Source organism: Moorena sp. SIO4A1, from assembly GCF_010672065.1.
In the GTDB taxonomy this organism is placed as follows: Bacteria; Cyanobacteriota; Cyanobacteriia; order Cyanobacteriales; family Coleofasciculaceae; genus Moorena.
The window spans coordinates 1-25688 of the sequence record NZ_JAAHHX010000034.1 but is presented as its reverse complement, the minus strand read 5'-3'; the positions used below and the strand labels follow the sequence as shown (position 1 = coordinate 25688).

The 25688-nt window shown below is 43.3% G+C and carries 26 protein-coding genes and 1 pseudogene; 15 read left to right on the top strand and 12 right to left on the bottom strand.

Going from position 1 to position 25688, the window contains the following annotated elements; translation table 11 throughout:
* Positions 1 to 15 precede the first annotated feature (15 nt).
* On the top strand, positions 16 to 456 hold the full coding sequence (locus F6K53_RS21690; protein WP_293040484.1) for a surface-adhesin E family protein: 441 nt from the start codon (positions 16 to 18) through the stop codon (positions 454 to 456).
* 79 nt (positions 457 to 535) lie between these two features.
* On the opposite strand, the gene F6K53_RS21685 is transcribed toward F6K53_RS21690, so the two are convergent.
* The 8 genes and pseudogenes from F6K53_RS21685 to hetZ form a co-directional block, all read right to left on the bottom strand.
* Positions 536 to 1432 carry a hypothetical protein gene (locus F6K53_RS21685; protein WP_293066448.1) on the bottom strand — a complete coding sequence of 299 codons (897 nt, stop codon included), beginning with the start codon at positions 1430 to 1432 and terminating at the stop codon, positions 536 to 538.
* Positions 1433 to 2059: 627 nt separating this feature from the next.
* A complete protein-coding gene (locus tag F6K53_RS21680) occupies positions 2060 to 2947 on the bottom strand; it encodes an AEC family transporter (RefSeq protein WP_293082193.1) in 888 nt (295 codons plus the stop codon).
* 234 nt (positions 2948 to 3181) lie between these two features.
* Complete coding sequence (locus tag F6K53_RS21675; RefSeq protein ID WP_293082192.1) at positions 3182 to 5446, bottom strand: DUF4129 domain-containing transglutaminase family protein; 2265 nt, start codon at positions 5444 to 5446, stop codon at positions 3182 to 3184.
* A 39-nt stretch (positions 5447 to 5485) separates the two neighbouring features.
* Positions 5486 to 5614, bottom strand: a pseudogene (locus tag F6K53_RS45960) (pentapeptide repeat-containing protein); the annotation flags it as partial.
* A 190-nt stretch (positions 5615 to 5804) separates the two neighbouring features.
* Positions 5805 to 5921 carry a pentapeptide repeat-containing protein gene (locus F6K53_RS45955; protein ID WP_364301915.1) on the bottom strand — a complete coding sequence of 39 codons (117 nt, stop codon included), beginning with the start codon at positions 5919 to 5921 and terminating at the stop codon, positions 5805 to 5807.
* The gene (locus F6K53_RS45950) at positions 5903 to 5989 is read right to left on the bottom strand and encodes a pentapeptide repeat-containing protein (protein WP_364301912.1); all 87 of its coding nucleotides are present in this window, start codon (positions 5987 to 5989) and stop codon (positions 5903 to 5905) included. Before F6K53_RS45950 ends, F6K53_RS45955 begins: the two co-directional genes overlap by 19 nt.
* Positions 5990 to 6036: 47 nt before the next feature.
* The gene (locus F6K53_RS21665; RefSeq protein WP_293082191.1) at positions 6037 to 7140 is read right to left on the bottom strand and encodes a hypothetical protein; all 1104 of its coding nucleotides are present in this window, start codon (positions 7138 to 7140) and stop codon (positions 6037 to 6039) included.
* Entirely contained in the window at positions 7133 to 8296 is a 1164-nt protein-coding gene (hetZ, locus tag F6K53_RS21660; RefSeq protein ID WP_293082205.1) for a heterocyst differentiation protein HetZ, read from the bottom strand. Before hetZ ends, F6K53_RS21665 begins: the two co-directional genes overlap by 8 nt.
* 101 nt (positions 8297 to 8397) lie before the next feature.
* Between hetZ and F6K53_RS21655 the strand changes: the two genes are divergently transcribed.
* Together F6K53_RS21655 and F6K53_RS21650 are read left to right on the top strand one after the other, a co-directional pair.
* On the top strand, positions 8398 to 8883 hold the full coding sequence (locus F6K53_RS21655; protein WP_071102393.1) for a hypothetical protein: 486 nt from the start codon (positions 8398 to 8400) through the stop codon (positions 8881 to 8883).
* A gap of 318 nt (positions 8884 to 9201) precedes the next feature.
* Entirely contained in the window at positions 9202 to 11202 is a 2001-nt protein-coding gene (locus F6K53_RS21650; protein WP_293082187.1) for a family 10 glycosylhydrolase, read from the top strand.
* Between the two features lie 42 nt (positions 11203 to 11244).
* On the opposite strand, the gene F6K53_RS21645 is transcribed toward F6K53_RS21650, so the two are convergent.
* A complete protein-coding gene (locus F6K53_RS21645) occupies positions 11245 to 12210 on the bottom strand; it encodes an Rpn family recombination-promoting nuclease/putative transposase (protein ID WP_293082184.1) in 966 nt (321 codons plus the stop codon).
* A 76-nt stretch (positions 12211 to 12286) separates the two neighbouring features.
* On the bottom strand, positions 12287 to 13399 hold the full coding sequence (locus F6K53_RS21640) for a PD-(D/E)XK nuclease family transposase (RefSeq protein ID WP_293082182.1): 1113 nt from the start codon (positions 13397 to 13399) through the stop codon (positions 12287 to 12289).
* Positions 13400 to 13425: 26 nt separating this feature from the next.
* On the opposite strand from F6K53_RS21640, the gene F6K53_RS21635 reads away from it, so the two are divergent.
* The 3 genes from F6K53_RS21635 (at position 13426) to F6K53_RS21625 (ending at position 16130) form a co-directional block, all read left to right on the top strand.
* Positions 13426 to 13743, top strand: coding sequence for a hypothetical protein (locus F6K53_RS21635; RefSeq protein ID WP_293028184.1), 318 nt, complete (start codon positions 13426 to 13428; stop codon positions 13741 to 13743).
* A gap of 244 nt (positions 13744 to 13987) precedes the next feature.
* The gene (locus tag F6K53_RS21630; protein WP_293082179.1) at positions 13988 to 15703 is read left to right on the top strand and encodes a dynamin family protein; all 1716 of its coding nucleotides are present in this window, start codon (positions 13988 to 13990) and stop codon (positions 15701 to 15703) included.
* A 253-nt stretch (positions 15704 to 15956) separates the two neighbouring features.
* Positions 15957 to 16130 carry a hypothetical protein gene (locus tag F6K53_RS21625; RefSeq protein WP_293066432.1) on the top strand — a complete coding sequence of 58 codons (174 nt, stop codon included), beginning with the start codon at positions 15957 to 15959 and terminating at the stop codon, positions 16128 to 16130.
* Positions 16131 to 16260: 130 nt separating this feature from the next.
* Here F6K53_RS21625 and F6K53_RS21620 read toward each other — a convergent pair whose 3' ends face one another.
* Positions 16261 to 16695, bottom strand: a complete 435-nt coding sequence (locus F6K53_RS21620; RefSeq protein WP_293020691.1) for an SRPBCC domain-containing protein — start codon at positions 16693 to 16695, stop codon at positions 16261 to 16263.
* Positions 16696 to 16868: 173 nt separating this feature from the next.
* Between F6K53_RS21620 and F6K53_RS21615 the strand changes: the two genes are divergently transcribed.
* From F6K53_RS21615 to F6K53_RS21600, 4 genes are all read left to right on the top strand, one after another.
* Complete coding sequence (locus F6K53_RS21615; protein WP_293082177.1) at positions 16869 to 17492, top strand: DUF4129 domain-containing protein; 624 nt, start codon at positions 16869 to 16871, stop codon at positions 17490 to 17492.
* 65 nt (positions 17493 to 17557) lie between these two features.
* Positions 17558 to 18676: a DUF4350 domain-containing protein gene (locus F6K53_RS21610; protein ID WP_293046478.1), complete on the top strand. Its 1119-nt coding sequence runs from the start codon at positions 17558 to 17560 to the stop codon at positions 18674 to 18676.
* A gap of 135 nt (positions 18677 to 18811) precedes the next feature.
* Positions 18812 to 19762: a MoxR family ATPase gene (locus F6K53_RS21605; RefSeq protein ID WP_293082175.1), complete on the top strand. Its 951-nt coding sequence runs from the start codon at positions 18812 to 18814 to the stop codon at positions 19760 to 19762.
* Between the two features lie 31 nt (positions 19763 to 19793).
* The gene (locus tag F6K53_RS21600; RefSeq protein ID WP_293082172.1) at positions 19794 to 21200 is read left to right on the top strand and encodes a DUF58 domain-containing protein; all 1407 of its coding nucleotides are present in this window, start codon (positions 19794 to 19796) and stop codon (positions 21198 to 21200) included.
* Here the strand turns inward: F6K53_RS21600 and F6K53_RS21595 are convergent.
* Positions 21192 to 22160, bottom strand: a complete 969-nt coding sequence (locus tag F6K53_RS21595) for a stage II sporulation protein M (RefSeq protein WP_293082170.1) — start codon at positions 22158 to 22160, stop codon at positions 21192 to 21194. The genes F6K53_RS21600 and F6K53_RS21595 overlap by 9 nt on opposite strands.
* A gap of 79 nt (positions 22161 to 22239) precedes the next feature.
* Here F6K53_RS21595 and F6K53_RS21590 point away from each other — a divergent pair, with 79 nt between their 5' ends.
* From F6K53_RS21590 to F6K53_RS21570, 5 genes are all read left to right on the top strand, one after another.
* Positions 22240 to 23148, top strand: a complete 909-nt coding sequence (locus F6K53_RS21590; protein ID WP_293082168.1) for a DUF975 domain-containing protein — start codon at positions 22240 to 22242, stop codon at positions 23146 to 23148.
* Positions 23136 to 23948: an RDD family protein gene (locus tag F6K53_RS21585; RefSeq protein ID WP_293082165.1), complete on the top strand. Its 813-nt coding sequence runs from the start codon at positions 23136 to 23138 to the stop codon at positions 23946 to 23948. Before F6K53_RS21590 ends, F6K53_RS21585 begins: the two co-directional genes overlap by 13 nt.
* 205 nt (positions 23949 to 24153) lie before the next feature.
* Positions 24154 to 24420 (top strand): extracellular matrix/biofilm regulator RemA, encoded by a 267-nt coding sequence (remA, locus tag F6K53_RS21580; RefSeq protein WP_008191366.1) that lies wholly within the window; start codon positions 24154 to 24156, stop codon positions 24418 to 24420.
* Between the two features lie 24 nt (positions 24421 to 24444).
* Entirely contained in the window at positions 24445 to 25005 is a 561-nt protein-coding gene (gene gmk / locus F6K53_RS21575) for a guanylate kinase (RefSeq protein ID WP_293066420.1), read from the top strand.
* A gap of 201 nt (positions 25006 to 25206) precedes the next feature.
* Positions 25207 to 25533, top strand: coding sequence for a DUF3082 domain-containing protein (locus F6K53_RS21570; protein ID WP_293020670.1), 327 nt, complete (start codon positions 25207 to 25209; stop codon positions 25531 to 25533).
* Positions 25534 to 25688 lie beyond the last annotated feature (155 nt).

Below are 25688 nucleotides of genomic sequence, written 5' to 3'. Positions count from 1 at the left end.
CTATTGGTAAATTCTATGGGGAAATTTCTGTTAATCTTATCTGCGATCGCTTACCTGTCTCAGACTGCTATAGCTCAGACAAAACCAAGGCGTTGGGTCAGAGTCATGTCAAATGCTCAGACAGGCAATATCCACTACTTCGATATCGATTCTTTGGTCAGCACTACTGATGAAATGGGCAATCCCATTCACTCCTTTGATAGTAGGATAGTATTTGGTAATCCTCTCGAACCAGGAGTGTATTCTGCCATTATCACGGTTCAAGTTAATTGCCCTGAGCGTTCCATACGTACATTGCGTTTTGAACAATACGATTCCCAGGGTAGTATAATCAGCCGAGAAGAATCGGAGAATGATTGGTACACAATACCCATGCCCGATACTCCAACGGTTCATGTCATGAATGGTTTTCACACCTTAGCTTGTAAGTCTAATACTAATGTTGTTAACCGTTGACTGTTAACTGTTGACTATTAACTTTTAACTGTTGACTGTTTACTGTTGAGTCGGAACTCTGCACTTTCCGACTCAGGACTCAATTGATATCACTCATCAGAAGATTAACTAATTCTTGGGTGATAGGGAAACCAGTTTGTTGCTCAAAGTGTAAAAACATCGGACTGGGGTTAGCTTCAAGAAACACGTATTCACCATTTGGCTTTAAACGCCAAATCGCCGTCCACTGGAGCCAAAACGCTCTAGTGATAGCTTTGCACTGCTCTTGCACGGTCTTTGGCAGCCTGACCGGAATCAATTGAGCATCGATATCTTCTCGAAAGTAGAGCGACTTGGAGCGAATTTCTGCCGAATACATCGAGTCCCCAATTACATAGGTGCGAATATTTGTGCCAGGGATATACTCCTGTATAGTAACAGGAGAAAGCCGCAGGGCTAAGTTTAGTCGTTCTGGTTGTAGATGTTTTTCTGTTAAAAACTGGACATGAGCACCACCATAGACTGGCTTAAAAATCACTTGGTCACAAGACTTCCTAAATTTAATTATAGCCTCTGGATCATTACTAATTAGAGTATGGGTAATCGTTACACCCATTTGTTCAGCTTTGCTCAATTGTAGAGGTTTTTCCTTATCAAATTCATAAGCTTGCCATGATTTAACCCAGTGAATTGAGTTTCCTTGCATCAACGTTATTAGGGGACTCATAGCATCATTAAAAGCAACTCTCTGCTGTAATATATTTTTGATTGGGGGAATTTGAACTCCAGAAAAATTACGCCAAAAGATGCTACGAATATCTCTTAGACGTAATTGATAGCCATCGGATAGGGTGAGAAGTCCATCTTTAGTGTGTGGCTGCCAAGATAGTCGTAATTTAGTAGGAAACAGAGAAGTGTCGAGATAGTTTGTCTTGCCTCCAGCCTTAGTCAGAGCATGGTTGATATGCGCAGCGTGAGTATCTTCAGGATTGCCCAAAATAAAAAAAAATATTCATCTATTGCCAAACAAAACGAACTAGTAGTTCTACTGTTCTGCTGATCATCCAAGTTATTTTTTGTTTCGGTTTACTAGATAATAGTGTGGCTAATCAATTCAAGATCATACTTGGTTTTGGTTTGGCAAAAAAATTGAATTTTAAAACACCTTATAAGCAAATTTAATTTGGGTATCATATCAGCTATATTTACCTGATAACAGGTAATTTTTATAATAGTTAAATGCATCCTGATATTACTCCGAAAATATAATGCACCCTGTTTAAAAATTGCCTAAATGCTTAAAAACGCTGCTAATGGGTCAGGGAGTTGTTAGTAGATTTATTACCCCTTGAGGCTGGGGGGGGCGACAAGCGCCCCCCCAGGGAGTAGGGATATTTAAACTGTCGTGTTGAGCAGGTGGACTGGCAAGTTGAGTATTCATGACTGCTTTTAATTGCTGAAAGCGCTAGTTCAAGCATGATGGTCAGAGAAATAATCTCTGTATCTAACCATGGCAAATTAACCTGGCTTTAGTAATCCAGATAATTACTGATCCTGTTAAATCTTTTACAGTTCTATGTCCGTTAATTCTCTAGTTTAGCTCTTATCGATAGATACATACTAACTAAGTAGTCGCCCACAAAACTAGGGGAAGAGAAAGGAAACTGACTAAGGTAGATAAAACCACTGTCCGTGCTACTAAGGGAGCATCTCCCCCAAACTCAGTGACCAAAACTACCGTACTAATTGCTACAGGCATGGCACTTTGTAACACCAACACCTGTAAATTTAATCCCTCCAGTCCCAATGCTTGACCAACGGTATGGGCAATTAGCGGAGCTACCAACAAACGCAAGGTAGTCGCAAGTACCTCATACCGTCCTATCACCAAACGGGTGCGCGACAATTGTATCCCCAACACAATTAAATCGATAGGGATTGCTGCCATACCCAACTTTTGAATACCCTTATCTAGCCCTAAAGGCAGTTTTAAGCGCAATAAACGCCAGGTTAATCCTGCCAACATTGCCCAGAGTAGCGGTAGTTTTAGGGTTAAGCGCACTCCAGAACTAATGCTACCCCCTTTAAGTAAGGCGGGACAAATAGCAAACATCAACAAGGCAGCTGTGATCATGTAAACTATAGCGCGTTCTAAACCCGGTGTACCAAAGGCAAAGGAATTGAGAGGAAGCCCCAGGTTTCCAGCATTGGGAAAAATAGCAGCAACCATAAAGCTTTTTTGGACAACTGGTGGTAATTTCAACAGTTTGCCTAATCCCCAACTCAGTAGGTAAAGCAACACAGCGGTAATGATCAACCCAGCGACTAAACCAATGGTGCTTTCGGTAGACAGAGTTGTCCGATACAAGCTGTCTGCTATCAACGCTGGTACGAGAATATAAAGAGATACCTGAGAAAGAGTTTGCTTGTCCAGAGATAACGTGCGACCAGCAATAAATCCAATCAGGATAATTAAACCGACCGAAACAACAGCAGGTAGAAGAACAGTCATTATATAAATACTTTAGATGAACCCCATTAAAGGAAAAGTCTGTTTGTTGACCGTTGACCGTTGACCGTTGACTGTTAACTGTTGACCTTCAAGCAACCTTCAACCCTACACCGAATACGGGGCGAACAACCTTTAAACTTTAAACCTTAGCCAATAGGCCACGCTACGCGAACAACTTTTAAAGTTTAAACCTTTAACTTTAAACTTTAAACATTCAACATTCAACCTTTAACTTTAAACCTTAAACCTATTTTTGCTAAACTGCTTCAGTCGCCGCCGCAGTTGTTTAATATTAGGTCTGTGACCTCCATAACGCCAACGGATATAAGCATGCGCTATCTGCTCAATTACCTCAGCGGATGCTTTAGGCTGGTCTTGACTTATACAGCTAGCGTACTCAAGTGGAGTTTGAGTCGGATGTTTGAGATATCCTTTGGTTGCTAAAATCCTGATCATTTGCTGGTAAATCTGTTCCATTGGTGGCAATGTTGCCAACCAGAAACGATAGCGCCAGTTTTTCCACTGATGCCAACTTAGCCAGCTCAGAAAACCAAATGCGATCGCTAATATCAAGCCGCTCAACATACCTAACCAACCACTAGATACCATCTTCCACAATCCAACAAATACTCGGATAATGGTACCAATAGTGAAATGCCATAGGTTGCTCAGTAAACCAGTGATTGGTGAGGGGAGCCAACCTGCTACCCACTGCCAAAACTGGCGCAAGACACTAAAAGTTTGATATTGCTCGACGGAGGGGGGCAGCAATTCATGACCTGGGATGGGGTCAAAGGCAAACCAACCGTATTTAGGGAAATAAACCTCAGTCATGGCATAGGCATCAGTATTCCGGACGATGTAAAACCCAGTAAAGGGGTTAAATTCACCAGTACCAAATCCAGCCACTAATCGGGCTGGGATGCCTATGGAACGGAGCATCATCGTGAGGGTGGTGGAGAAGTGGTCGGGATAACCACCTTGATACTTGAAGAGAAAGGCTTCCACCAAATCTTGATTTTCTTCTAAAAAAGGGAATTGTGAGGGGTCTTGGGGGAGGCGATAACGCTGCTTAACCGCCTGGGCTAGATACAAGGCTTTTTCATAGGAAGAGGTAAGAGGTTTCTCTGAAGTGGCTAGGAGTTCTTCAGTACGTTGCCTGACCCTCACTGCAATTTGGGGGGGAATATCCAGATAGTAGTTTTGAATCGACTTGGGGTAGTTATCCCCAGCTTGCTGCAACTTAGTGCGATCGCGAAATGGAACTTCTGATATTACGGTATAGGTCAGTCCTTCTAATAAACCTAAAGGCGATCGCAAACTGCCTTCTGGTCCAATACCGATTTCCCGCGACGGAAAGAACAATTCCTTCGGATAGGCCAAAGCGGGAATCAGATTCGGCAGTTCTGATACAGCTGTGTAGGTTTGAATTACCTTTTTGGTTTGACCTGTGATCAAGGCAGGTAAGAGTTGGAAGCGATAGGACCAGCTTGGTCGAGTTATTTTCTGGACTTGATTATCCCGAGAAATTTCCCAACCCTTACCCGTGTAGTGGTCAAACGCTAGCACTCGCCAAAATCCCGGTGCTTGAGAACGCACCCGCATCACTACCTTAGGTTTCAGTTCTCCCCGCAGATTCTGGTTAATCTTGCTATTAAAGCCATAGTAAAATGTCTGATCCAACTCACCAGCACCCGTAGCGTTTTGAGAGCCACCACTACCATTTTCCCCTTGCTGTTTCCCTTCGCTCACATAGCCAGGGTTAACAATTAACCTATTTTGTGAATCAAATCTCCGGTTTGCCATTTCCCCAGGAGCACTGACGGGATACATCTGGATTTGATAGCCAGGGAAACGAGGCATCAGAGCAAAAATGGTTAACCCTAGCGCTATAATTACACCAATAAATAAAATGAGACGCTTTAGGGGTATGGGTGAGTAGTTGGGAGTAAAACCGTATAATTTTTGACTTTTTTTAGCCGTAGATATACCCAAGCGTGACTGGTAATCCAGGACAAGAACCGGTAATGCGATCGCTAAAAATACTAACAACAGAGGGGCAAACGCCAGAGTCTGACTCACAGTACCAGCGACCCCCAACAGGATTAGCCCAATTACCATCGAATAGCCCAAATCCTTGCGGCGGGGCAAGTCAAAGCTATGGAGAATTTGCAGCTGAACTAACAACTGAGCCAGAGCCAAGCGGGTATCATTGAGCTGACTGAACACATTGCCCAAAAAGGCTCCCAATGCCAGCAACATCCCCAATGCCAGCAAGAATTTCAGAGCAATGTTACGTTGGCGACGACGATACCAACTCCAGGTTGCTCCCACAATACTTAAGGGTACTGCCCAAAGACTCCAGAAGGTAGATGCGGCCACATCAACAGCCACAATTCCTACTACTACCAGTGCCTGCACCAACACCCTTAACGAAATCGACTCCTCTGTAGGAGGCAATGGCTTGGCCTCAAGACGCTGCCAAAACTGACTCACCATGGTAGATGCGCTCCGAGGTTATATGTCAAGCTTGGAATGTTAAAGGTTGGAATGTTGAAGGTTGGAATGTTGAAGGTTGGAATGTTGAAGGTTGGACTGTTGAAGGTTGGACTGTTGAAGGTTGGAATGTTGAAGGTTGGAATGTTGAAGGTTGGAATGTTGAAGGTTGGAATGTTGAAGGTTGGAATGTTGAAGGTTGGAATGTTGAAGGTTGGAATGTTGTTCGCGTAGCGTGGCCTATTGGCCAAGGTTATAATCTGCAACCTGTTAATCTGTTAACCTGCAACCTGTTAACCTGCAACCTGTTAACCTGTTAACCTGCAACCTGTTAACCTGCAACCTGTTAACCTGTTAACCTTCAACCTGTTAACCTGCAACCTGTTAACCTGCAACCTGTTAACCTGCAACCTGTTAACCTGCAACCTGTTAACCTGCAACCTGTTAACCTGCAACCTGTTAACCTGTTAACCTGCAACCTGTTAACCTGCAACCTGTTAACCTGCAACCTGTTAACCTGCAACCTGTTAACCTGTTAACCTGCAACCTACTAACCTGTTAACCTGCAACCTGTTAACCTGCAAGTATTCTGACTAATTTGTCGGGCAGATTGCAAAGGTCAAAGGTTTCTGTTCTCCATGATCGAAGCGAATCTCGATAGAACAAATCTGATTGGGTTGTAAATCATAGGATTCTACACTCAGGTAACCTGGATAGGTACGTTCTGCTTTTGCCGAGGCTTGAGGTGTACCTAGAGTCAAGCTACCACCTCTAGGCAAACGAGTGCTGACCCGTAGCTGAGACACACCATCTTCTTGATGATATTCTGCTCGCAGAGTTACTAAACCAGCACTAGTCTCCCACTGGCGCTCCACAGGAGTTTGATTTGGTGAAACTGGAATGGTGAGGGTGGTAAGAATTTCCTTAGCTGCTAACAGAGCCAAGACCATCTTTTGCTCATTGTTAGCTTCTTCGTAAGGTAGGGATTGCACTTGTTCTTCTGGAGAACGGGTAGGTGTCATCAAGATCCTGCCACTCCAGGAGTTAAGGGCATAGAATTCGTCAGGAAACAGCTTTTGAACTGCCCTAACCAGTTTAGCTCCTAGCTGATACTGGGAAGACACTGCCTCAGAGCAGGCTTCTAGCAATTGAGATAAAACGTTTTCTGGTATGGCAGTTGGTAAGGCCAAGTTAGACAACTGTGGCATCCAAAACCTAACTCCGGAAACCCAAGACTCCGCTATTGCGTCAACAATATCAGTTTCATAGTCTGAAATTTCTGTCTCCCAAGGAAACAGAGGTGGGTTAAGTTCAATTTGAGCTTGTAGTTTGCGCTTCAATAGCGTCTGGAAACGATTTTGCACGGTTGACATCTCTCCCAAGTTGTAGCGGCGGATTTCACCGCCTAGTGTAAGGTCATCATGGGTGTTCGATTCTAGTGAATTCACCCACATGCGGTCTAAAGCCGCTTCGCCATTGTGATTAGGGACAATGTTCAAGTTTTCCAAGTCCAGTGATTCTGATAAATCCAGGGGATATACATCAAAGTCAAAATCCGCTGCTGTTGTCTCACCCAGAGGTACAGTATCGTTTACTTGACCGTTTGATGGTATTGAAGCAGCGGGACGGGACTCTTTTAGCCAAGCCATTAAGCGGCTATAGAAAGCGTCCATATTGTTATCTATGTCACTATTCATCTTTAGATCTACCGGATCCGGATACTGAACTATTACGAATATCCCAGGCAATTTCGAGCAACTTAAACCATCGCTTCTGTGCCTGGTTTAGTGTACAACCCAAGGTCTTAGAAATTTGTTCATTGGAGTAACCTTGTTGTTTGAGTTTAAGTAATTCTGACTGTTGGGAGCTCAGTTTTTGTTGAAATCGTTGCCATTCTTTTGGTGTTAGCCCCAGATTTCGATCCAAATCTGCTCCCAGCCACTGATGTACCAATTCCCAGCGGTGAGACAGAGCAAACCGAATCAGATGATACTTAAACCGTTGTTGTAAATAGTCCCGCTGTCTGGGATTGATGCCTAAAATCTCCTCAATTTCCCTGGTTGGCAGGTCTTTCAGCCGCAGAGTAAAGTAATCCGCACAATCCTGTTGCTGGCGTTCTTTGAGATAGGCGAATAATTCTTTGATTACAGTTTCCCGCAGGCTGGAGTCTAGGGGTTCAGAATCCGATAACACCATTGCCTCCCGCACCTGCTGAATCGCCGCATCATTCCAAGTCGCATCTGACTCTTGTGCTGCTCCTTCCGCCGCTGTATCCATATCCACAGAGGTTTCTGGAGGTTGCTGTTGGGAAAAGGTTTGAGCACGTAGAATGATCAACTGTTGGGAACGGCGACCGGGTAAAGGAATACGTCGTTTACCATAGCGCTCTGTAAACGCCATATATTCTGATAGTTCCAGGAGACTGCGGGGACGATAGGTTTCCTCCAGGGAGGTTTCCCGCCGAAAGGCATTTAAGGCTTCGGCATAGAATCCCTGTAAGAAATCTTCAATCATATTCAGCCGCGCCTGGTAACTGGTCGGCGTTTGATGGGGTGTAATGTAGCGGTAGATAATCGCACTAAGAGTACTCTGTAGTTCTACCCTTCCTTGGAGCGACCCCAGTTTGTAGTAATGACAAACTTGCTTGAGACGATGGTTAGCGAGGTTTTGAGCCCAGCTGTCCACATCCCCAGAGGTTTGAATCCGATTACTTTCATTGCAAATACGATTAACTTCATCAGCGATACGTCTTGCTACGTCCTGGCAGTTTTGCTTAGAAGCACGAGTGGACTGCCGGAGTTCGTTATACAGCAGTTCAAATAGTCCTTCCACGCCCAGGCAGACTTCCCTCATCATGATTTTCATTAAATAACGACCCTAACATACAGGTACTCTCGACAAATTTGATTTAGGTTTAGACTATGTGCAGCCAAATTCCTCACCCTATAGCTCCTATGGAATTAGACGAACAAATTAACAATTTGATTGATAATGCTCCACAAGATGGAACGACGCCTCAAGCGATTGAAGCGATCGCTCCAGTACTCAAACTTCTGGCGGAACAACTAAACCATCTGGAATATTACATTCTCCAAAATCTTGACCAAGGTTGGGTGTTGACGACACTGAGTAATCGTGCTAACCCTGATCTGGAGAAAAATGTTATTTATGCTTTTCCGACTGTTCAAGATGCTGCCAATTTTCATTCTGATTGGGATCCTCAACTTATGGCGTGCGGGGTGCCAGTCACTCACATTTTGTTTCAGATGTTGGCAATCGACACCGTCACTAGTACTGTTTTCTTTGATACACCTGGTAATTTAGCGGTTGGTTCAGAGGTCTCTCGAGAGGACCTACGAAATTTAATACAAGCTCAACTACAGCAAATCCGGTCAGCACCCAAGTCAGATTCTAACAATCAACCCCCTGATATTGCTTAACTATGGCTTCACCAGAGCAAGGGATGAGCGGATGAGGAGATGAGCGGATGAGGGGATGAGTGGATGAGGGGATAACTGACAAAAGACTATTGAATCACAAATTATTACCATCACCCCTGATCACTTCATTACTTATCCGGTCTGATCTAGGGACTTTTCATGTATTCAATATAGTTATTCCCTGCCATCACGACCTCTGACCATCTCCCCATCGGTGAATTTACTATCTGTAAACGCAACTTGATATTAATTTGCCACTTGCTATAATAGTGCGGCTAAAATTGCGGTTAAGCCCCCAATATGCCTCGCAATAAAACTATGGTAGCTTCTAAAACTGGCTTCCCTGATACGGAAAATCACTGGGCAAAGCCATTTATTGAAGGTTTAGCCAATCAGGGAATGATTAGCGGTTTCCCTGATGGCAGATTCCGACCTAATCTACCCATCAATCGATCTCAGTTTGCTGCCATATTAAAAAACGCTTTTTCCCAACCCGAAAAACAACGATCTGCTCCGAAGTTTATTGATGTATCACAGAAACACTGGGCTTTGGAGGCGATTCAATATGCTTACGAAACTGGCTTTATGTCGGGTTATCCTGGTAATCGCTTCCGCCCAGACACTAATCTGGTTCGAGTGGAAGCCTTGGTAGCGATCGCATCTGGCTTGAACCTTCCCTTGAGTGAGATATCGGATGTACAGATAGAGCTACCCCAACTCTATCAAGATGTGGATAAAATTCCTGGTTATGCCCGAGACAGGATAGCCACCGCTACGGATGCTAACATAATCGTCAATTATCCCAATCCCAAGCGACTGCGACCCACTCAAGTGGCAACTCGTGCTGATGTGGCAGCGTTTATCTATCAAGCTTTGGCGTATTTGGGTCAGGTGCCGGACCTAAACTCAAAATACACGGTTGCTTTCCAAACCACTAGGGAGGTTAGCCATCAGCGAGAGTTTCGGGGAGTTTGGGTTGCCAGTGTCTGGAACATTGACTGGCCGTCTGAAAAGGGTCTAGCAGCTGAAAACCAACAAGAGGAACTGATCGAGATTATTGACCGGATTGAGGAACTTAACCTCAATGCTATGTTTTTACAGGTACGACCTACAGCAGATGCTTTATATGCCTCAGAATTAGAACCTTGGAGTGAATGGCTAACAGGTACCCAAGGGCAACCACCAGAACCGTTTTACGACCCGCTGGAGTTTGCGATCGCAGAATGTCACAATCGCAATATTGAACTACACGCCTGGTTTAACCCGTTCCGTGCTGCAACAGGATCACAAGTTTCCACAAAAGTCAAGCCTCACATCAGCGTTACCCATTCAAACTATGTGTATCAATACGGTAAGCAATTGTGGATGGATCCAGGAGTAAAAACAGTTCAAGACTGGACTTATAACGTGATTCTGGATGTAGTGGGTCGTTATGATGTCGATGGGATTCATCTGGATGACTATTTCTATCCTTATCCTATCAAAGATCAAGATTTTCCTGATCAAAAAACTTATGAAGCTTATCAGGAAGCTGGGGGTGAACTGAGTTTGGGGGATTGGCGCAGGGACAATGTGAATAAGATAGTTGAGCGTCTCTACACTGGCATTAAAGCTACTAAGCCAACAGTGAAATTTGGGATTAGTCCTTTTGGAATTTATCGTCCTGGACAACCTCCTCAAATTAAGGGATTAGATCAATATGAAGCTATCTATGCTGACCCGAAAAAATGGTTAGAAGAAGGCTGGGTCGATTATATTGCTCCTCAACTTTACTGGCGCATTGAACCTCCTGCGCAAAGTTATCCGGTTTTACTGCAATGGTGGACAGAAAATAATCCTAAAAATAGACACATTTATTCTGGGAATAGACTCAGTAAGTTAGATGGAGAAGAGTGGCCGATTTCTGAGTATGAAGAACAAGTTGAAATTAGCCGTAACCTAGTGTCTCAAATTTCTCTGGGCAATATTTTCTATAGCATGAAAGTATTCACAGAAAATCGTTTAGAGGTGGTTGACCAGTTCAAAAGCTCTATTTATTCTGAGCCTGCTGTTGTTCCTACGATGGAGTGGTTAAAAACTGAGCGACCTAAAACACCAGGTAATGTCAGAGCAAGAGATGGTAAGCTAAGTTGGCAGAAAGTTTGTGATGGAGAAATTTGTTATTGGACCCTTTATCGACAACAAGATGGGGTTTGGAGGTTGTACAAAATCCTGAATTCAGCCACGCTGGAGATAGCGCTAGAGTCTGGAATCTATGCCTTGTCAGCAGTGGATAGGATTGGGAATGAAAGTTTAGGAGTTGTGGTGTCGTTGGGTTGAAGGTTGTTCGCCCTTGGCGTTCCCGTAGGGTAGGTTCAATGGTTAAGGCAGATGTTGGCTAAACTCATCTAAAGAATTAGCTGTTAATGCTGTTGCCATCAAGTTGTCCAGTTGTTGGAGATCATTACCTTGGATTTTCCCAGATATCTCTGAAGGAATCGTTCCAAATCGTAGTTGGAGTATTCGCTCCAAGTTAGCACGACGTTCTTGTTGAATGCCTTCTAATATCCCCTGTTGTCTGCCCTCTTTTATGCCCTCTTCTCTGCCCCTTAACTCTCCCACTGCCTCTGCCCCTTCCAGCATACTAATTTCATACCGTTTATCTTCCAGATATTTCTGATAGGCTGCCTTTTCGGTATTCGGTAGACTCTCAATCCTCAGGTTTTCCTTGGCTTGGGCTAATCCCCTGGCTTGGAATTCCTCCTTGATTTCACTATTTTTAAGGAAATATATCCATTCATCCAAACTGTTTCTAGTCACATCATCAAACTGTTTCACTCTCAAGATGTAATATTCCGGAAATATCTGGTACACCTGCTCAATTTTGAACAACTCCTTCTGGAGATTTGATGGCTCTAATCTGTCCTGGATATGACGTCCGATGAAATTTAATTTACCCTCATAAATGTAATCTTGTCCTTGGCCGAGGGGAAAGTAAACTATATTAATGGAGTAGACCTTTTTGACTTGACTATAAGGCTCTCCTTTATCCAGATATTCGGTAATCAGAGTCGAGACTCCAAATAACATCCGCTGAAAGTAATCATTTTCCGAACTATTTTGCACCTCCACCAGCAATAACTCTCCCGCACTATTGAGAGCTAGAATATCCACCCGGTTTAGTTTATTGTCTTGTGTCTGAGGATTACTTTCACTTTCTAGTATTGATTCAATGGTAATCACTTGTCCGAGTAATTCGCTGATAAAGCCTTCGAGGACAACATAATTAGCTTTATCCCGCAGTTGTTTTTTGATCGCCCAGTCAAAGCGTATGTGTGTTGCTGCCATGATTAGTCTTGCTATCTACAAGCACTATGCCATTTCGACTTAATTTCCTTTAGACTTCTAGTTTAACACCTGGCCATTAATTCGGCAGATTTTTGCTAAACTCATCTAAAGAACTAGCTGTTAATGCCGTTGCCATCAAGTTGTCCAATTGTTGGATATCTAAGCCTTGAAGTTTTTCAGATATCTCTGAAGGAATCGTTCCAAATCGTAGTTGAAGTATTCGCTCCAAGCTAGCACGACGTTCTTGTTGAATGCCCTGTTCTATGCCCTGCTCTATGCCCTGTTCTATGCCCTGCTCTATGCCCTGTTCTATGCCCTGTTCTATGCCCTGTTCTATGCCCTGTTTTATGCCCTGTTCTATGCCCTGCTCTATGCCCTCTTTTCTGCCCTCTTCTCTGCCCTCTTTTCTGCCCTCTTCTCTGCCCTCTTTTCTGCCCTCTTCTCTGCCCCTTAATTCTCCCACTGCCTCTGCCCCTTCCAGCATACTAATTTCATACCGTTTATCTTCCAGATATTTCTGATAGGCTGCCTTTTCTGTATTCGGTAGACTCTCAATCCTCAGGTTTTCCTTGGCTTGGGCTAATCCCCTGGCTTGGAATTCCTCCTTGATTTCACTATTTTTAAGGAAATATATCCATTCATCCAAACTGTTTCTAGTCACATCATCAAACTGTTTCACTCTCAAGATGTAATATTCCGGAAATATCTGGTACACCTGCTCAATTTTGAACAACTCCTTCTGGAGATTTGATGGCTCTAATCTGTCCTGGATATGACGTCCGATGAAATTTAATTTACCCTCATAAATGTAATCTTGTCCTTGGCCGAGGGGAAAGTAAACTATATTAATGGAGTAGACCTTTTTGACTTGACTATAAGGCTCTCCTTTATCCAGATATTCGGTAATCAGAGTCGAGACTCCAAATAACATCCGCTGAAAGTAATCATTTTCCGAACTATTTTGCACCTCCACCAGCAATAACTCTCCCGCACTATTGAGAGCTAGAATATCCACCCGGTTTAGTTTATTGTCTTGTGTCTGAGGATTACTTTCACTTTCTAGTATTGATTCAATGGTAATCACTTGTCCGAGTAATTCGCTGATAAAGCCTTCGAGGACAACATAATTAGCTTTATCCCGCAGTTGTTTTTTGATCGCCCAGTCAAAGCGTATGTGTGTTGCTGCCATGATTAGTCTTGCTATCTACAAGCACTATGCCATTTCGACTTAATTTCATTATACTGGATCAGTGGCTCAGTCCTGAGCAATGGTCTTTAGACAAACCTAGCCAAGAGGTATTAAACTTAGACAATAAGCAAATTTTGTCAATTTCAGTTAGTTACCGTGAGAGAGATTTTAAAGGTTATTCTTCCTCAACTGCGTCAGCACTTCGAGAAAATTTACAACGATATGAGGGGATTCGGGTCTCGTCAACATTGGGACTCTACCCCCCGATTCATAATGCTCGGTACGAGCCGCTTCGCGAACGCAAACTAGAATCGAGTGAAATAATATTCAGGGCTAATCCCTGACGGCTGAGTCTTGTTAAGATGCGATGTTCCGTTCGCGAACGCATTAGACAAATGACCAATGACTACTGATTAATGACTAATCAAGGGCTGATGCCTGACAGCTGAGAGTTGAATGTTTACCTGATCAGAGTTTTTACCTTGCGATATGCTTTGAAAATAACTATAATTAATCTACTATAGCTATATTTAATAATTATTTTGTCCTAATTTAGGTAGGATAGTATACTCTAGGGGAGTAATTTTAATGAACAATCAAATTATTGATCAAGTCTTGTACAACCACCAACTTGATATTGATGACCTGTTACAAGATTTGCATAAATTTGTTAGTCAAATCAATAAACCGGAATTACAGTCAAAAATCAGGACGATACAAAAAAATAGTAATGAACCGTTTTTATTAGTTATTGTTGGAGAAGTCAAAGCCGGGAAAAGTAGCTTTATTAATGCCCTCCTTCAAGAAGAAATTTGTAAAACTGATGTTGAGCCATGTACGGATGTTATTCAACAAATTGTTTATTCAGAGGAGCCTTTTGAAAAGGAGATTAGCCCAACGTTACGAAAAATTGGTTTACCGATTGACATTTTGAAAACTTTATCAATTGTCGATACTCCTGGAACGAATACGATTCTGGACAACCACCAAGAGATTACTGAAAACTATATTCCTAACAGTGATTTAGTGTTTTTTGTATTTTTCGCTAAGAATCCCTATCATAAAACAGCTTGGGAACTCCTGGATTATGTTAGTGAGCAATGGCGTAAAAAAGTAGTCTTTATACTTCAACAGTCTGATTTAACTAAACCAGAAGAATTAAGCCGAAATACTCAGAGAGTTAAAGACTATGCTAGTCAACGACATATTGAGTCTCCTATAGTTTTTGCGACATCAGCGGAATTAGAAAACAATGGGAATGAAGAGGGGAGTGGGTTTAGGGAAGTGAGAGGATTTATTAATGATATGGTTACCGGTGGGGAGACTTATAAAATTAAACTGAAATCAATTAGCGATCGCACTCAAAACGTGATTGATGAATTAGAGCATGAATTAAAATCTATCCAACGACAACTAGAGCTGGATAAATCATCAGTAGAACGAATCAAAACTAAACTAGCTGTCGGTGAAAAAAAGTCTCAAGATGAGATTAGTAAACTGCTGGATAAGTTAGCCGCCAACTATGATCTAGTTGCTGAGCAAATAAAATCCGATTTTAGCGCTGGTTTCACCTTTCCTAAACTAATCAATAAGTCCGTTGTTGGTACCGTTAATAAAAATGCCTCGATCCAAGCCTGGATCGATCAGATCAAGGCCAAGTATGAACCAGAGCTACAAGTGTCGTTAGAAGAAACCTTAAAAGAGGGGACACACCATTTTTTAGGGGATATTAAAAACCTAATTGATTCGTTAATACAAGATTTAAATACTATCCAGAATTATTCCAGTAATAGCCATCTATCTATCCAAGTTCTTGAGCGCCGTCATGAGGTGTTTGAAGACGTTAAGCAAAAAGCATCTAAACTCCTTGAAGATGCTGAGTTTATCAATACTTTAAAATCTAACGCTAGTGGAGTCGCCACCAATGTATTAGGTGGAGCGGCAGTAACAGTAATTGCTGGCCTATTTATGGCGATAACAGAAATAGTAATATTGGATATTATCGGTGCTGCATTTGCCGGAGTTGGGATTTTAGTTTCCGGGGGAGCGCTTTATCTTAAAAAAAGAATGATCATTAGCAAGATTAGCAAAAAATTAGATAGTGATAAAACTAAGTTGATATCAGATATTAAAGAGCAACTTAAATTCAAATATACTATGATATATGAAGAAATAAAAATAGTATTTGGAGATTTAGATGATTATGTGGAAAAGGAAGAAGAAGGAATAGAACCAATCCTTAAGGAGTATAGAACAATCCAGAGCAAGGCTAAGGATTTATTAGAGTTAATGGTTAATAGTTAATGGTTATTGGTTATTGGCCTTAACTATTGGGTTATGGCCGATGAATCGGTTCACTATTGCTGGCAGAATGATGATTGTTGAGGCCAAAATATAGAGAGCTGATGCTGTCAATAGCTTCAAACGGCTATCAAATGTGATAGTATAACCTTGACAGTAGTTTTTGTTTACTGTAAGCCTAACTTGGTCAACTTAGACCAGATGTAGCTATATAATAAGGTATTTTTGACTCTGATTCAGGAGTCCCAGGAGGGATATGAGCAGCACAGATAGCAATAAAGACAAGGAAATCCAATTCACTGCTAAAGGAACTGGATCCTCAGGATACATCGATAGGAAACAGCTGAGCGTAAAGCCATTACCCCAAAATCGTCCTATTGCTACAAATGTTAGTGAAGGGACAGATGAACTTATGGGCTATCTTGACTAAGGAATTAGTTACTAAGGGATTACTTGTCAGGTAAACCAGTGCTTCCGGGTGTGGTTAAGTCGTTAGTGTCTACAGTGTCATCTTTAACACTTCACCCGGAGTAAGGGTGTGCTAGCGCCATACTAACCTTCTAAAACCCCTCAGCATAACGCTTCAACTCCCATGCCATTCGTTTAATACCCCGTAACTCATCCTCTCGGATAAAGGGTAGAAACACCCGAGACAATATACCTGAATAAGAGTGTTTGTGGAAGTATTTGGTACGACCCACTCCTATTTCTTGCAAATCAAATACACATTCACTACGAAAGCCAGGGATAGAAGACACCCAACTTAGACACACACCAGGCTGAACTTGTGTCACCAATGGCTCAAATTCTGTCTCTTCTTCATTGGGAAGCCGTCGCAGCGAGAGAAAGACTTCTTTGCCCTGCTCAAACCGTAAATTTGAGTCACAATCAAATAGAAACGTGTTCCAGTACTTCCACTGCTGTTTATGGAACAAAATTTGCCAAACCTTCTGCTTTGGGACATTGATATCAATGTCAGTATAGAGACTTGTCATGTTAGTAAATAGCAGTTTTACCGGCTTCAAGTACTGTTATTTTAGATTATGGTAAATGGGCAAGAATAGAAGGGTGGACTTCACACAATAATAACACAGATGCACGGATGACTTAATCCATGCCCTAAATCCGCTGTGTAACATTATTAGTAATCAGTATTTTAACTTGTGCCTTGACTAGTGACATGTCTACTGGTTCCTTTGAAAAAAACAGTTTGGATTGGCAGGTGCAGCTGCTGCAACGACAATTCGGGGAGTGGTGGGAGCTGACAATGTCTCAGGTGCCTCTTGACCAAGCCCAAGGCTCACTGCCATCTTGGTTACTGTCTCCTATGCTAGCCCGGGGGATTAGGATAACGTTTTGGTTACTTGTTGCTGTAATCCTAAGCTGGCTAGGGGTGCGGCTGTTGAGAGGATTACATCCTTATATTAGTTATTATTACCAGCAACTGAATCAAGCTGCAAACAGAGTGACAAAACGACCAGTTCCAGAATTATCAGTGGTCAATTGGTGGGAGCGATCGCAAAACTATCAGCAGCAGGGTAACTACACCGAAGCCTGTCGTTGCTTGTATATGGGGATGTTGCAGCAATTACACGATACTGGCATTGCCCCTCGCCATCCCAGTCGCACGGATGGAGAATATCTACAACTCATCCAGCAATTACCGCAACCTAAACCATACCAAATCTTACTGATCACCCACCAGCAGTTATGTTTTAGTAACGCCGAAGTCTCTAGTCAGGTTTTTGAACGGTGCAAGGAGGCTTATCAGCAGATAAAGGTTGAAGTATGAAGTATATTCCCGTAGCGTGGCCGTTCGCGCAGCGTGGCCTACGGCCTTAAGGCCAAGGATGAAGGATGAAATTTCCTAGGCGTCGGTTAGGGGTAATTAGTGCGATAGCAATGGTGGTACTAATTATGATTACCCTGGTAGCTGCTCCAGCTAATAATAAAATCAATAGCGGTTCTACTTACAGCCGCGCTCCCTATGGCTATGGCGCTTGGTACGCTTACATGGCAAAACGGGGAACTCCTGTACAGCGTTGGCAAAAACCGTTTAAGGATTTAGCGAATCAGACAGATGCTCAAGGCTCGGTTACCTTATTGCGTGTCACTAGTTGGTTGACAGTAGATGCTATTTATGGTATAGAGCGAGAATGGATTAAACAGGGCAATACGATGGTGATTTTGGGAGTCAAGCAGCCGGTGACAGACGCTGATTTTAGTACTCTCCAAGAGGCTTCAACGGGAAAGGTTAAGGTTAACACCAGGCGGCGATACAAGGGTAATCAGGGGAAGAAAATTTTAAGCGATCGCTTTGGTGCTGTGGTTTGGGAAAAGCCTATTGGTGATGGTAGAGTTATCTTTGCCACTACATCCGATATTGCTGCCAATGCCTATCAGGACTTTCCAGCTAACTATGAATTATTAGCCCAACTGGTTACTCCCTTGAAACCAGAGGAGAATTTAACTAACCACAATCCGGTTTGGGTCGATGAATACCTCCACGGTTACAAAGATGTAGATGTGATCAAGCGAGAGGTCGGTGAGACTCTATTCAGTTATTTAGGGAAAACCCCTATGTTGCCAGCCTTTATCCAAGGATTAATCATTCTTCTGGTTGCCATCTGGGCTCTGAATCGGCGCTTTGGACAACCATTGAGCTTATCTGAACCAGTCGTGGATAACAGCGAAGCCTACATCCGAGCATTAGCAGGTGTTTTGCAAAAAGCAGGCAGCAGTGAGTTTGTGTTGGAAGTTGTGGGAAAAGACGAACAACTGCAACTGCAAAAAGCACTGGGATTAGGACAGACTCTGCTGGAGGAGCAAGCTCTAATTGATGCCTGGGTTGAGCAAACTGGACGTCCAGCTACAGAACTGAAACAATTGCTGGAAATTCAATCTAGTAAACGTCGTATTAGGGAGTCAGACTTACTAAAATGGCTGGGAAAATGGCAGAAAATTCGTATTGATTGATGGGATGATCACAACTGCCCGATTGCTTAAACTACTGCGTATAAACCTAACTAATCCGACCCCCAATCAACCAGAGTTTGCCCATGCTATCCTGGTACCACGAAGACGGTCCCACAGGATAGCTAATCAAAGCAAATGACCAATGATCTCCCTGTCTTGAACCGCCTCAAGCAAACCCTTGGCAAAATAATTGTCGGTCAATCGACCCTAGTCGAACAGTTACTCGTAGCATTGCTTAGTGGTGGACATGTCATTATTGAGGGGGTACCAGGAACCGGTAAAACCTTGCTTGTCAAAGTTTTAGCAAGGCTAATCCAAGCTGAATTTCGGCGGATTCAGTTAACCCCAGATATTCTACCATCGGATATTTTAGGAACCAATATCTTTGATCTGAATACCCGTAACTTTACCCTCAAAAAAGGACCAGTCTTTACTGAGATTTTGCTAGCTGATGAAATTAACCGCACCCCACCCAAAACCCAAGCAGCGCTGCTAGAGGCAATGGAAGAGCAGCAAGTCACTTTGGACGGGGAAACCTTGCCTCTATCTGAATTATTTTGGGTGATTGCTACCCAAAACTCTCTAGAATTTGAAGGCACCTATCCCCTACCAGAAGCTCAGTTAGACCGATTTTTATTCAAGTTGGTAGTGGATTACCCAGATGCGGCGGCAGAAAAGCAAATGTTGCTTAATACTGAGAAAGGATTTCGTGGACGCCGTTTGGATTTAGAACGTCTGAAACCTCTAGCAACTGTAGAACAAATTTTTAGTGCTCGTCAAGAGGTTAAAGCTGTCCAAGTAGACGAGAAGGTGCTGGATTATTTGCTAGCCTTAGTTCAGCAAACCAGGCAAAATCCTGATTTAGCCTTGGGAGCCTCCCCGAGAGCTGCTGTAGCTTGGTTACAAACCAGTAAAGCCCAAGCTGTGTTATCAGGACGGGATTATGTGACACCGGATGATGTAAAAGCGATCGCACTCCCTCTACTCCGTCACCGTCTGATTCTGAAACCAGAGGTGCAGTTAGATGGGTTACAGATCGATGGCGTAATAGCTTCATTACTCAAGCAAGTTCCAGTGCCTAGGTGAGTGGCTCAGCACTCAGCACTCAAAAAAAACTATGATTCCCTCAAAACGAACCTATTTACTGTTAATACTAGGTATTGCGATCGCATTATTACTCGCTACTGTTTTTAATCAGCAAATCAGTCTAATTATTACTCTTGTCTTTGATGGAATTGTCCTTGGTTTAGCCTTATGGGATGGAAAACGGGTCAAACCTAACCGAGTGAAGGTAACCCGCACGCCTTTACAACGGTTATCGATTGGGCGAGATAATCTGATTGTGCTGTCAGTGGAATCTAGAAATCAGGTTGCTCGAATTCTGATTAAGGACTACTATCCATTAGAGTTTGCAGTTTCCACCCCAACGATCACTGCTACCCTTGACCGGAATAGTAACAAGGAACTAACCTATACAGTTCATCCAGCCAAGCGAGGCCAGTTTCACTGGGGAGATATTCACGTGCGCCAGTTGAGTCCTTGGGGCTTGGTGTGGGATGATTGGAAAATCCCAGGGAGTCAGAACGTAGCAGTTTATCCAGACTTAGTCACGTTGCGATCGCTTTCTATTCGCCTCACCCTGGAAAATACTGGTACCATGCGCCGTTCCCGAAGCTTGGGTAGTGGGACAGAATTTGCTGAACTGCGGGAGTATGGCATTGGTGATGACACTCGCCTGATTGATTGGAAAGCCACCGCTCGCCGCTCTCGCCCTTTAGTAAGGGTGCTGGAACCGGAAAAAGAGCAGACTTTGATTATATTACTAGACCGGGGACGGTTGATGACCGCACAGGTACTTCAACTGAAGCGGTTTGATTGGGGATTGAATAGTACTCTAGCCCTAGCATTAGCTGGGTTACATCGGGGCGATCGCGTGGGGGTGGGTGTGTTTGATCGAGACATAACGACCTGGATTCCACCAGAACGGGGTCAACATCAACTATCGAAACTCATAGAACGCCTCACTCCGATTCAGCCAGTGTTATTAGAACCAGACTATTTTGGTGCTGTTACAAAAGTCGTTAATCAGCAAACTCGTCGTGCTTTAGTCGTACTGATTACAGACATAGTGGATGTTACTGCTTCCGCTGAATTGCTAGCAGCCCTAGAACGCCTCACCCCTCGCTACTTACCTTTTTGTGTCACCCTTCGAGACCCCCTTGTTGACCAATTAGCGCACACTCCCCCTAATACCGCTCAGTTAGGGAAAATTGTCAGTCAAGACCAGCTTTGGAACAGGGGATACCAGGAGCAGGGGAGAAAGAGAATTAGTGTTGATCTTAACCCTGACCCGGGGCAAGCCGCTTATACCCGTGCTGTCGCTCTGGATTTAATTGCCCAGCGCCAAGTTGCCTTTGCCCGGTTGAAGCAAAAAGGAGTTCTGGTCTTGGATGCACCAGCGAATCAGATTAGTCAGCAACTGGTTGAGAGCTACTTACGAGTTAAAGCTCGGAATCTACTTTGAAGCATGCTCGACTTTCCGGCTACTACAATATATAACCAAAAGGCTAAACAGTCCGATTCCAACCAAATACTTGAGGAATGATGGCACTAAGGGACTGGGAGATAAAAAACCTTCAATAATACCAGCAATAATCAACATCGGCACAATCCCAAACATCAACTGAGCCGCTTGGGAGCCATAAAATTTTAATGCATCTACCCGGCGATATTGGCCTGGAAAAAGAATTGCTCTAGCGATGAGTAAACCGGCTCCACCAGCAAAGAAGATAGCGGGTAATTCCAGGGAACCATGGGGAAACACAAATGCCCAGAAGGGATAAGCTAAGTTATTTTGACCCACTAAGGTTCCAATGGCACCAATCAGTATTCCGTTGAATGCCATGACATATAGGGTAAAGGCACCGCAGGTAATCCCACCAGCCACTGCCCGAAAGCATACCGATAGATTGTTAATCATAATGCCACTGGAGGCTAAGGGTTTCATCCCCAAAATCGAACCCATCCACAATTGCTGGCGATCGCGTACTTGTTCAATTAACTGTTCCGGAACCACCAGGGACATAAACACTGGATCTTGCCAAGCCAACCACCAGGAAATTAAGGCTCCGAGGAGAAACACTGCGGTTGCGATCGCAATATAACTCCACGTCTGTTGCACTACAGCAGGGAAACCCCAGCGACAAAACTCCCCTAAGCCTTGCCAGTCTTGACGGCGAGAACCTTGATAAATCTGGTTATAGCCCCGAGAGGTGAGTCGTTGTAAATCCTTGACCAGGGTATTGCCTACTTGGTTAGTTCTAGCACGGGCTAAATCCGCTGAGACGGAGCGATACAAACTAGCGAGTTCCTTGATTTGGGATGCTGGCAAGGACTTGATTCCTCGTTTCTCCACTTGTTGCAGGAGAGTATCCAACTGTTTCCAATTTGCTTCCCGCCGCCCAATCCAACGTTTAATATTCATAAAGTTTCCGTGTAATTTTCGTAAACCTCCCTTAAGATAGCGTTAAAACTTGTCTTGCCATCAATAGCCCCATCGACCCATGTCTTATGAGCCTAGTCCCAACCAATCTTTAGGACCACTCAGTATTGGTAATGTTGTTAATGTCGGTTTGCGGATCTACCGCGATCATTTTAAGTTATATTACCGTCTAGCTTTTATCGGTTATCTATGGCTATTAGTTCCCATATATGGCTGGGCTAAGTTTTCTGCCATGTTTGGGCTAATTTCACGTCTAGCGTTTAGGGAAATCATTGAACGTCCAGAAACAGTGAATGAGGCACGCAGCCATGTCAATCCTCGGATGTGGAGTTTTCTCAGAGCAGGCATCCTAGTATCCTTGATAACTTTTGGAGTAGCAATCCTAGTATCCTTGATAATTTGGGTGGCAATAATGGTAATTATTGTTATTATTAGTATCTTGATCGGAGTCCTTGCTTCAATTTCTGGGAATAGCAGTACTATTTTAGATAGTCTCGATACTCTCCCTGAGAATAGTGTTGCTATGCTTATCATAGGATTTCTGGTTTTGAGTATTTTTATGATTGCTTTTTTCTTTGGATTTATCTGGTTTATATCTCGCTTGTTGATTTATGAAATACCGCTGGCTATAGAAAATCCCATCGGTGCCAGGGCAGCCATTGGTCGCAGCTGGAAATTAACTCAGGGATTTATATTACGTATTCAAGGGATAGTAGTTGTTGGCTTTTTAATATCACTACCCATTTCGATTGCTGTACAGATAGCTACATTCATCATACAAACTATTTTATCTCTTTGGTTTCCTCAAGACTCAGCAATTTTTATCTGGCTGTATTTAGTGCTAGTTTTTGGGCTGAGCTTTGCTAGTGGTGCGTTGTTGGTTCCCTTCTGGCAAGCCATTAAATCAGTGATATACTACGATCTATGTAGTCGTAAAGAAGGCATAGATTTGCAGCTATGGGGAAGCTAACCTCAACACCGATTAATTTTTTTAATCGAGTCACTATACAAACCCCAGAAAGTGTTGAATTAGAATTAACCTTAGCAGGGATTGGCAGTCGAGCTTATGCCTTGCTAATTGATTATATTGTCTTAGGATTCATTTTATTAGTATTTCTAATTGCTTGGGGCTTTTTATCTTCCCAACTGCTGGACTTATTAGACTATTTTTTGGGTATTAATGATTTAAGGCTATGGCTAGTAGCCATTTATATATTTATTACTTTCTCGATTTACGTCGGTTATTTCGTTTTGTTTGAAACCCTATGGCAGGGACAAACACCGGGTAAGCGCTATGGCAAAATTCGTGTTATTCGTGATGATGCTAGACCAGTGAGACTACAGCAAGCTACCCTACGTGCTTTGCTAAGACCTGTTGATGATTTATGGTTCCTGGGAGTATTTTTAATTATCTTTAGCAAACGAGAAAAACGGTTGGGAGATTGGTTAGCAGGAACCCTGGTAGTCCAAGAAGAGCAGCCTATTGCTTCTGCTAGCTTCGAGATCTCCGATCAGGCTCAAGCCTTAGCCAATCAGCTCCAAACCCAGGCAGATTTCTCCCCCTTGCAGCCAGAAGACTTTGCTATGATTCGAGAGTATTTGCAGCGGCGCGAGGCAATGACATTTCAGGCAAAAGCGAAGTTAAGCCGACAACTGGCTGATCAGGTCAAAGACATGATTGCCTTGGAAAAGGTACCCTCAGGTGTCACGGCTAACTTGTTTCTGGAGGCTGTGTACCTTGCCTATCAGCAGCTATCATCCCAGGATTAGTGACCCACGCACCCTTGCTCCAGCTTGAGCCATGGGTTGGTTATCTAGGAGTAAAACACCCTATGCACTCAACAGTGAAAACGGATGATTCCCTAAAATCCGGTTTTTTACCAGATTTTAGGCTTGTAAGGCTAAATTAATGTCGCTACTATTGTACTTGAATACTTATACTAGCTTCTCATCCGGCTTTTGCCGTTAGTTGCTCATGGACATTCAGCTGATTAATATTGGTTTTGGTAACATTGTTTCAGCAAACCGAGTTGTAGCAATTGTTTCTCCAGAGTCTGCTCCTATCAAGCGGATCATTACTGAGGCAAAAGAGCGTGGATATCTGATTGATGCAACCTACGGGCGTCGCACCAGAGCGGTAATTGTGACCGATTCCAGCCATGTCATCCTCTCGGCAATTCAGCCAGAAACTGTTGCTCATCGCTTCGTTATCAATAAAGATAGTCACAATGGTAACCATTAAGCTTGAAACTTAACTAGACTCAACATGGAAGCAGGGAGACTCATTGTATTGACTGGTCCTTCTGGTGTTGGTAAAGGAACCTTGCTGCGCCAGCTCCTGAAGCGACACCCGGAACTTGATCTTTCGGTGTCAGCAACCACCAGGCAACCTCGTCCTGGGGAGGTGCATGGGAAACACTATTACTTTGTCAGTCGTGACCAGTTTGAAGAAATGATGATAGGGGGTGAGCTTTTAGAGTGGGCTGAGTACGCTGGTAATTACTATGGTACACCTAGTTTGCCAGTCAAGCAGCTTCTTGAGAAGGGTAAGTCTGTTATTTTAGAAATAGAATTGGTTGGGGCAAGGAAAATCAATAAAACCTTTCCCTCTGCTCTGCGTATTTTTGTACTACCCCCCAGTCTAGATGAATTAGAGCAGCGGATTCGCTTGAGGGGTAAGGATAGTGAAGAAGTAATCGCCCAACGCCTTTCTATTGCCAAAGCCGAAATTGAAGCTGCTGATGAATTTGATGTGACTATTGTTAATCAAGACTTCAAAGAAGCTCTACAAAGCTTGGAAGCAGTTATTTTTCCATCGCCAAACTAAGTCATTAAACACAAAGGTAATATTATATCTGGTAGCTTCGTTATTGATCCTGGTATCGATAACTGGTTGAGATGTGTCAGGTTATAATCCCCTGTGGGTCAGCCTCCGGAAAGTTCAACTAGTAGACATAACACGTAGTAGAGATAACAAGCTACTGGGTAATAGTTTAAACCCTGCTTAAGACTAATCACGCTTTGACTAATGACAACATCTAACCAAGACACGGAAACCCCTAAGAGTACTCAAGCGCTACCTTCGCCCTGGCGCTGCCTTACGGGAGCATTGATTTCTGGAGGATTGACAAGCGCTATTTATTTTCTAACTGCCTCGATTGCTACAACCTTTGCTAATAAACCCCTCACGTCTAACTCTCAGACAGCACTCAAAATTGCGATCGCAGTTCGGACGCTGGTAGTGGGAGTCAGTACCCTAGCCACGTTTATCTTTGGTATTACTACCCTTGGTTTGGTAGCCTTGGCAATTCAACAACTCTACCGAACTAAGTTCGGTACTCTACCGCCCAAGTGAGGGTCGGGAGGTATAGCAGAAGTCAGAAGTCAGAAGTCAGAAGTCAGTGCGGCTTGTTCCTACTAGGAGCCTCTAGAAAATAGAGGGGTATGAGTAGGGGACTTCGCGAGGAACAAAAACCTCAAAAGTCTAACTGTCTAACGGATGCGGGTGAA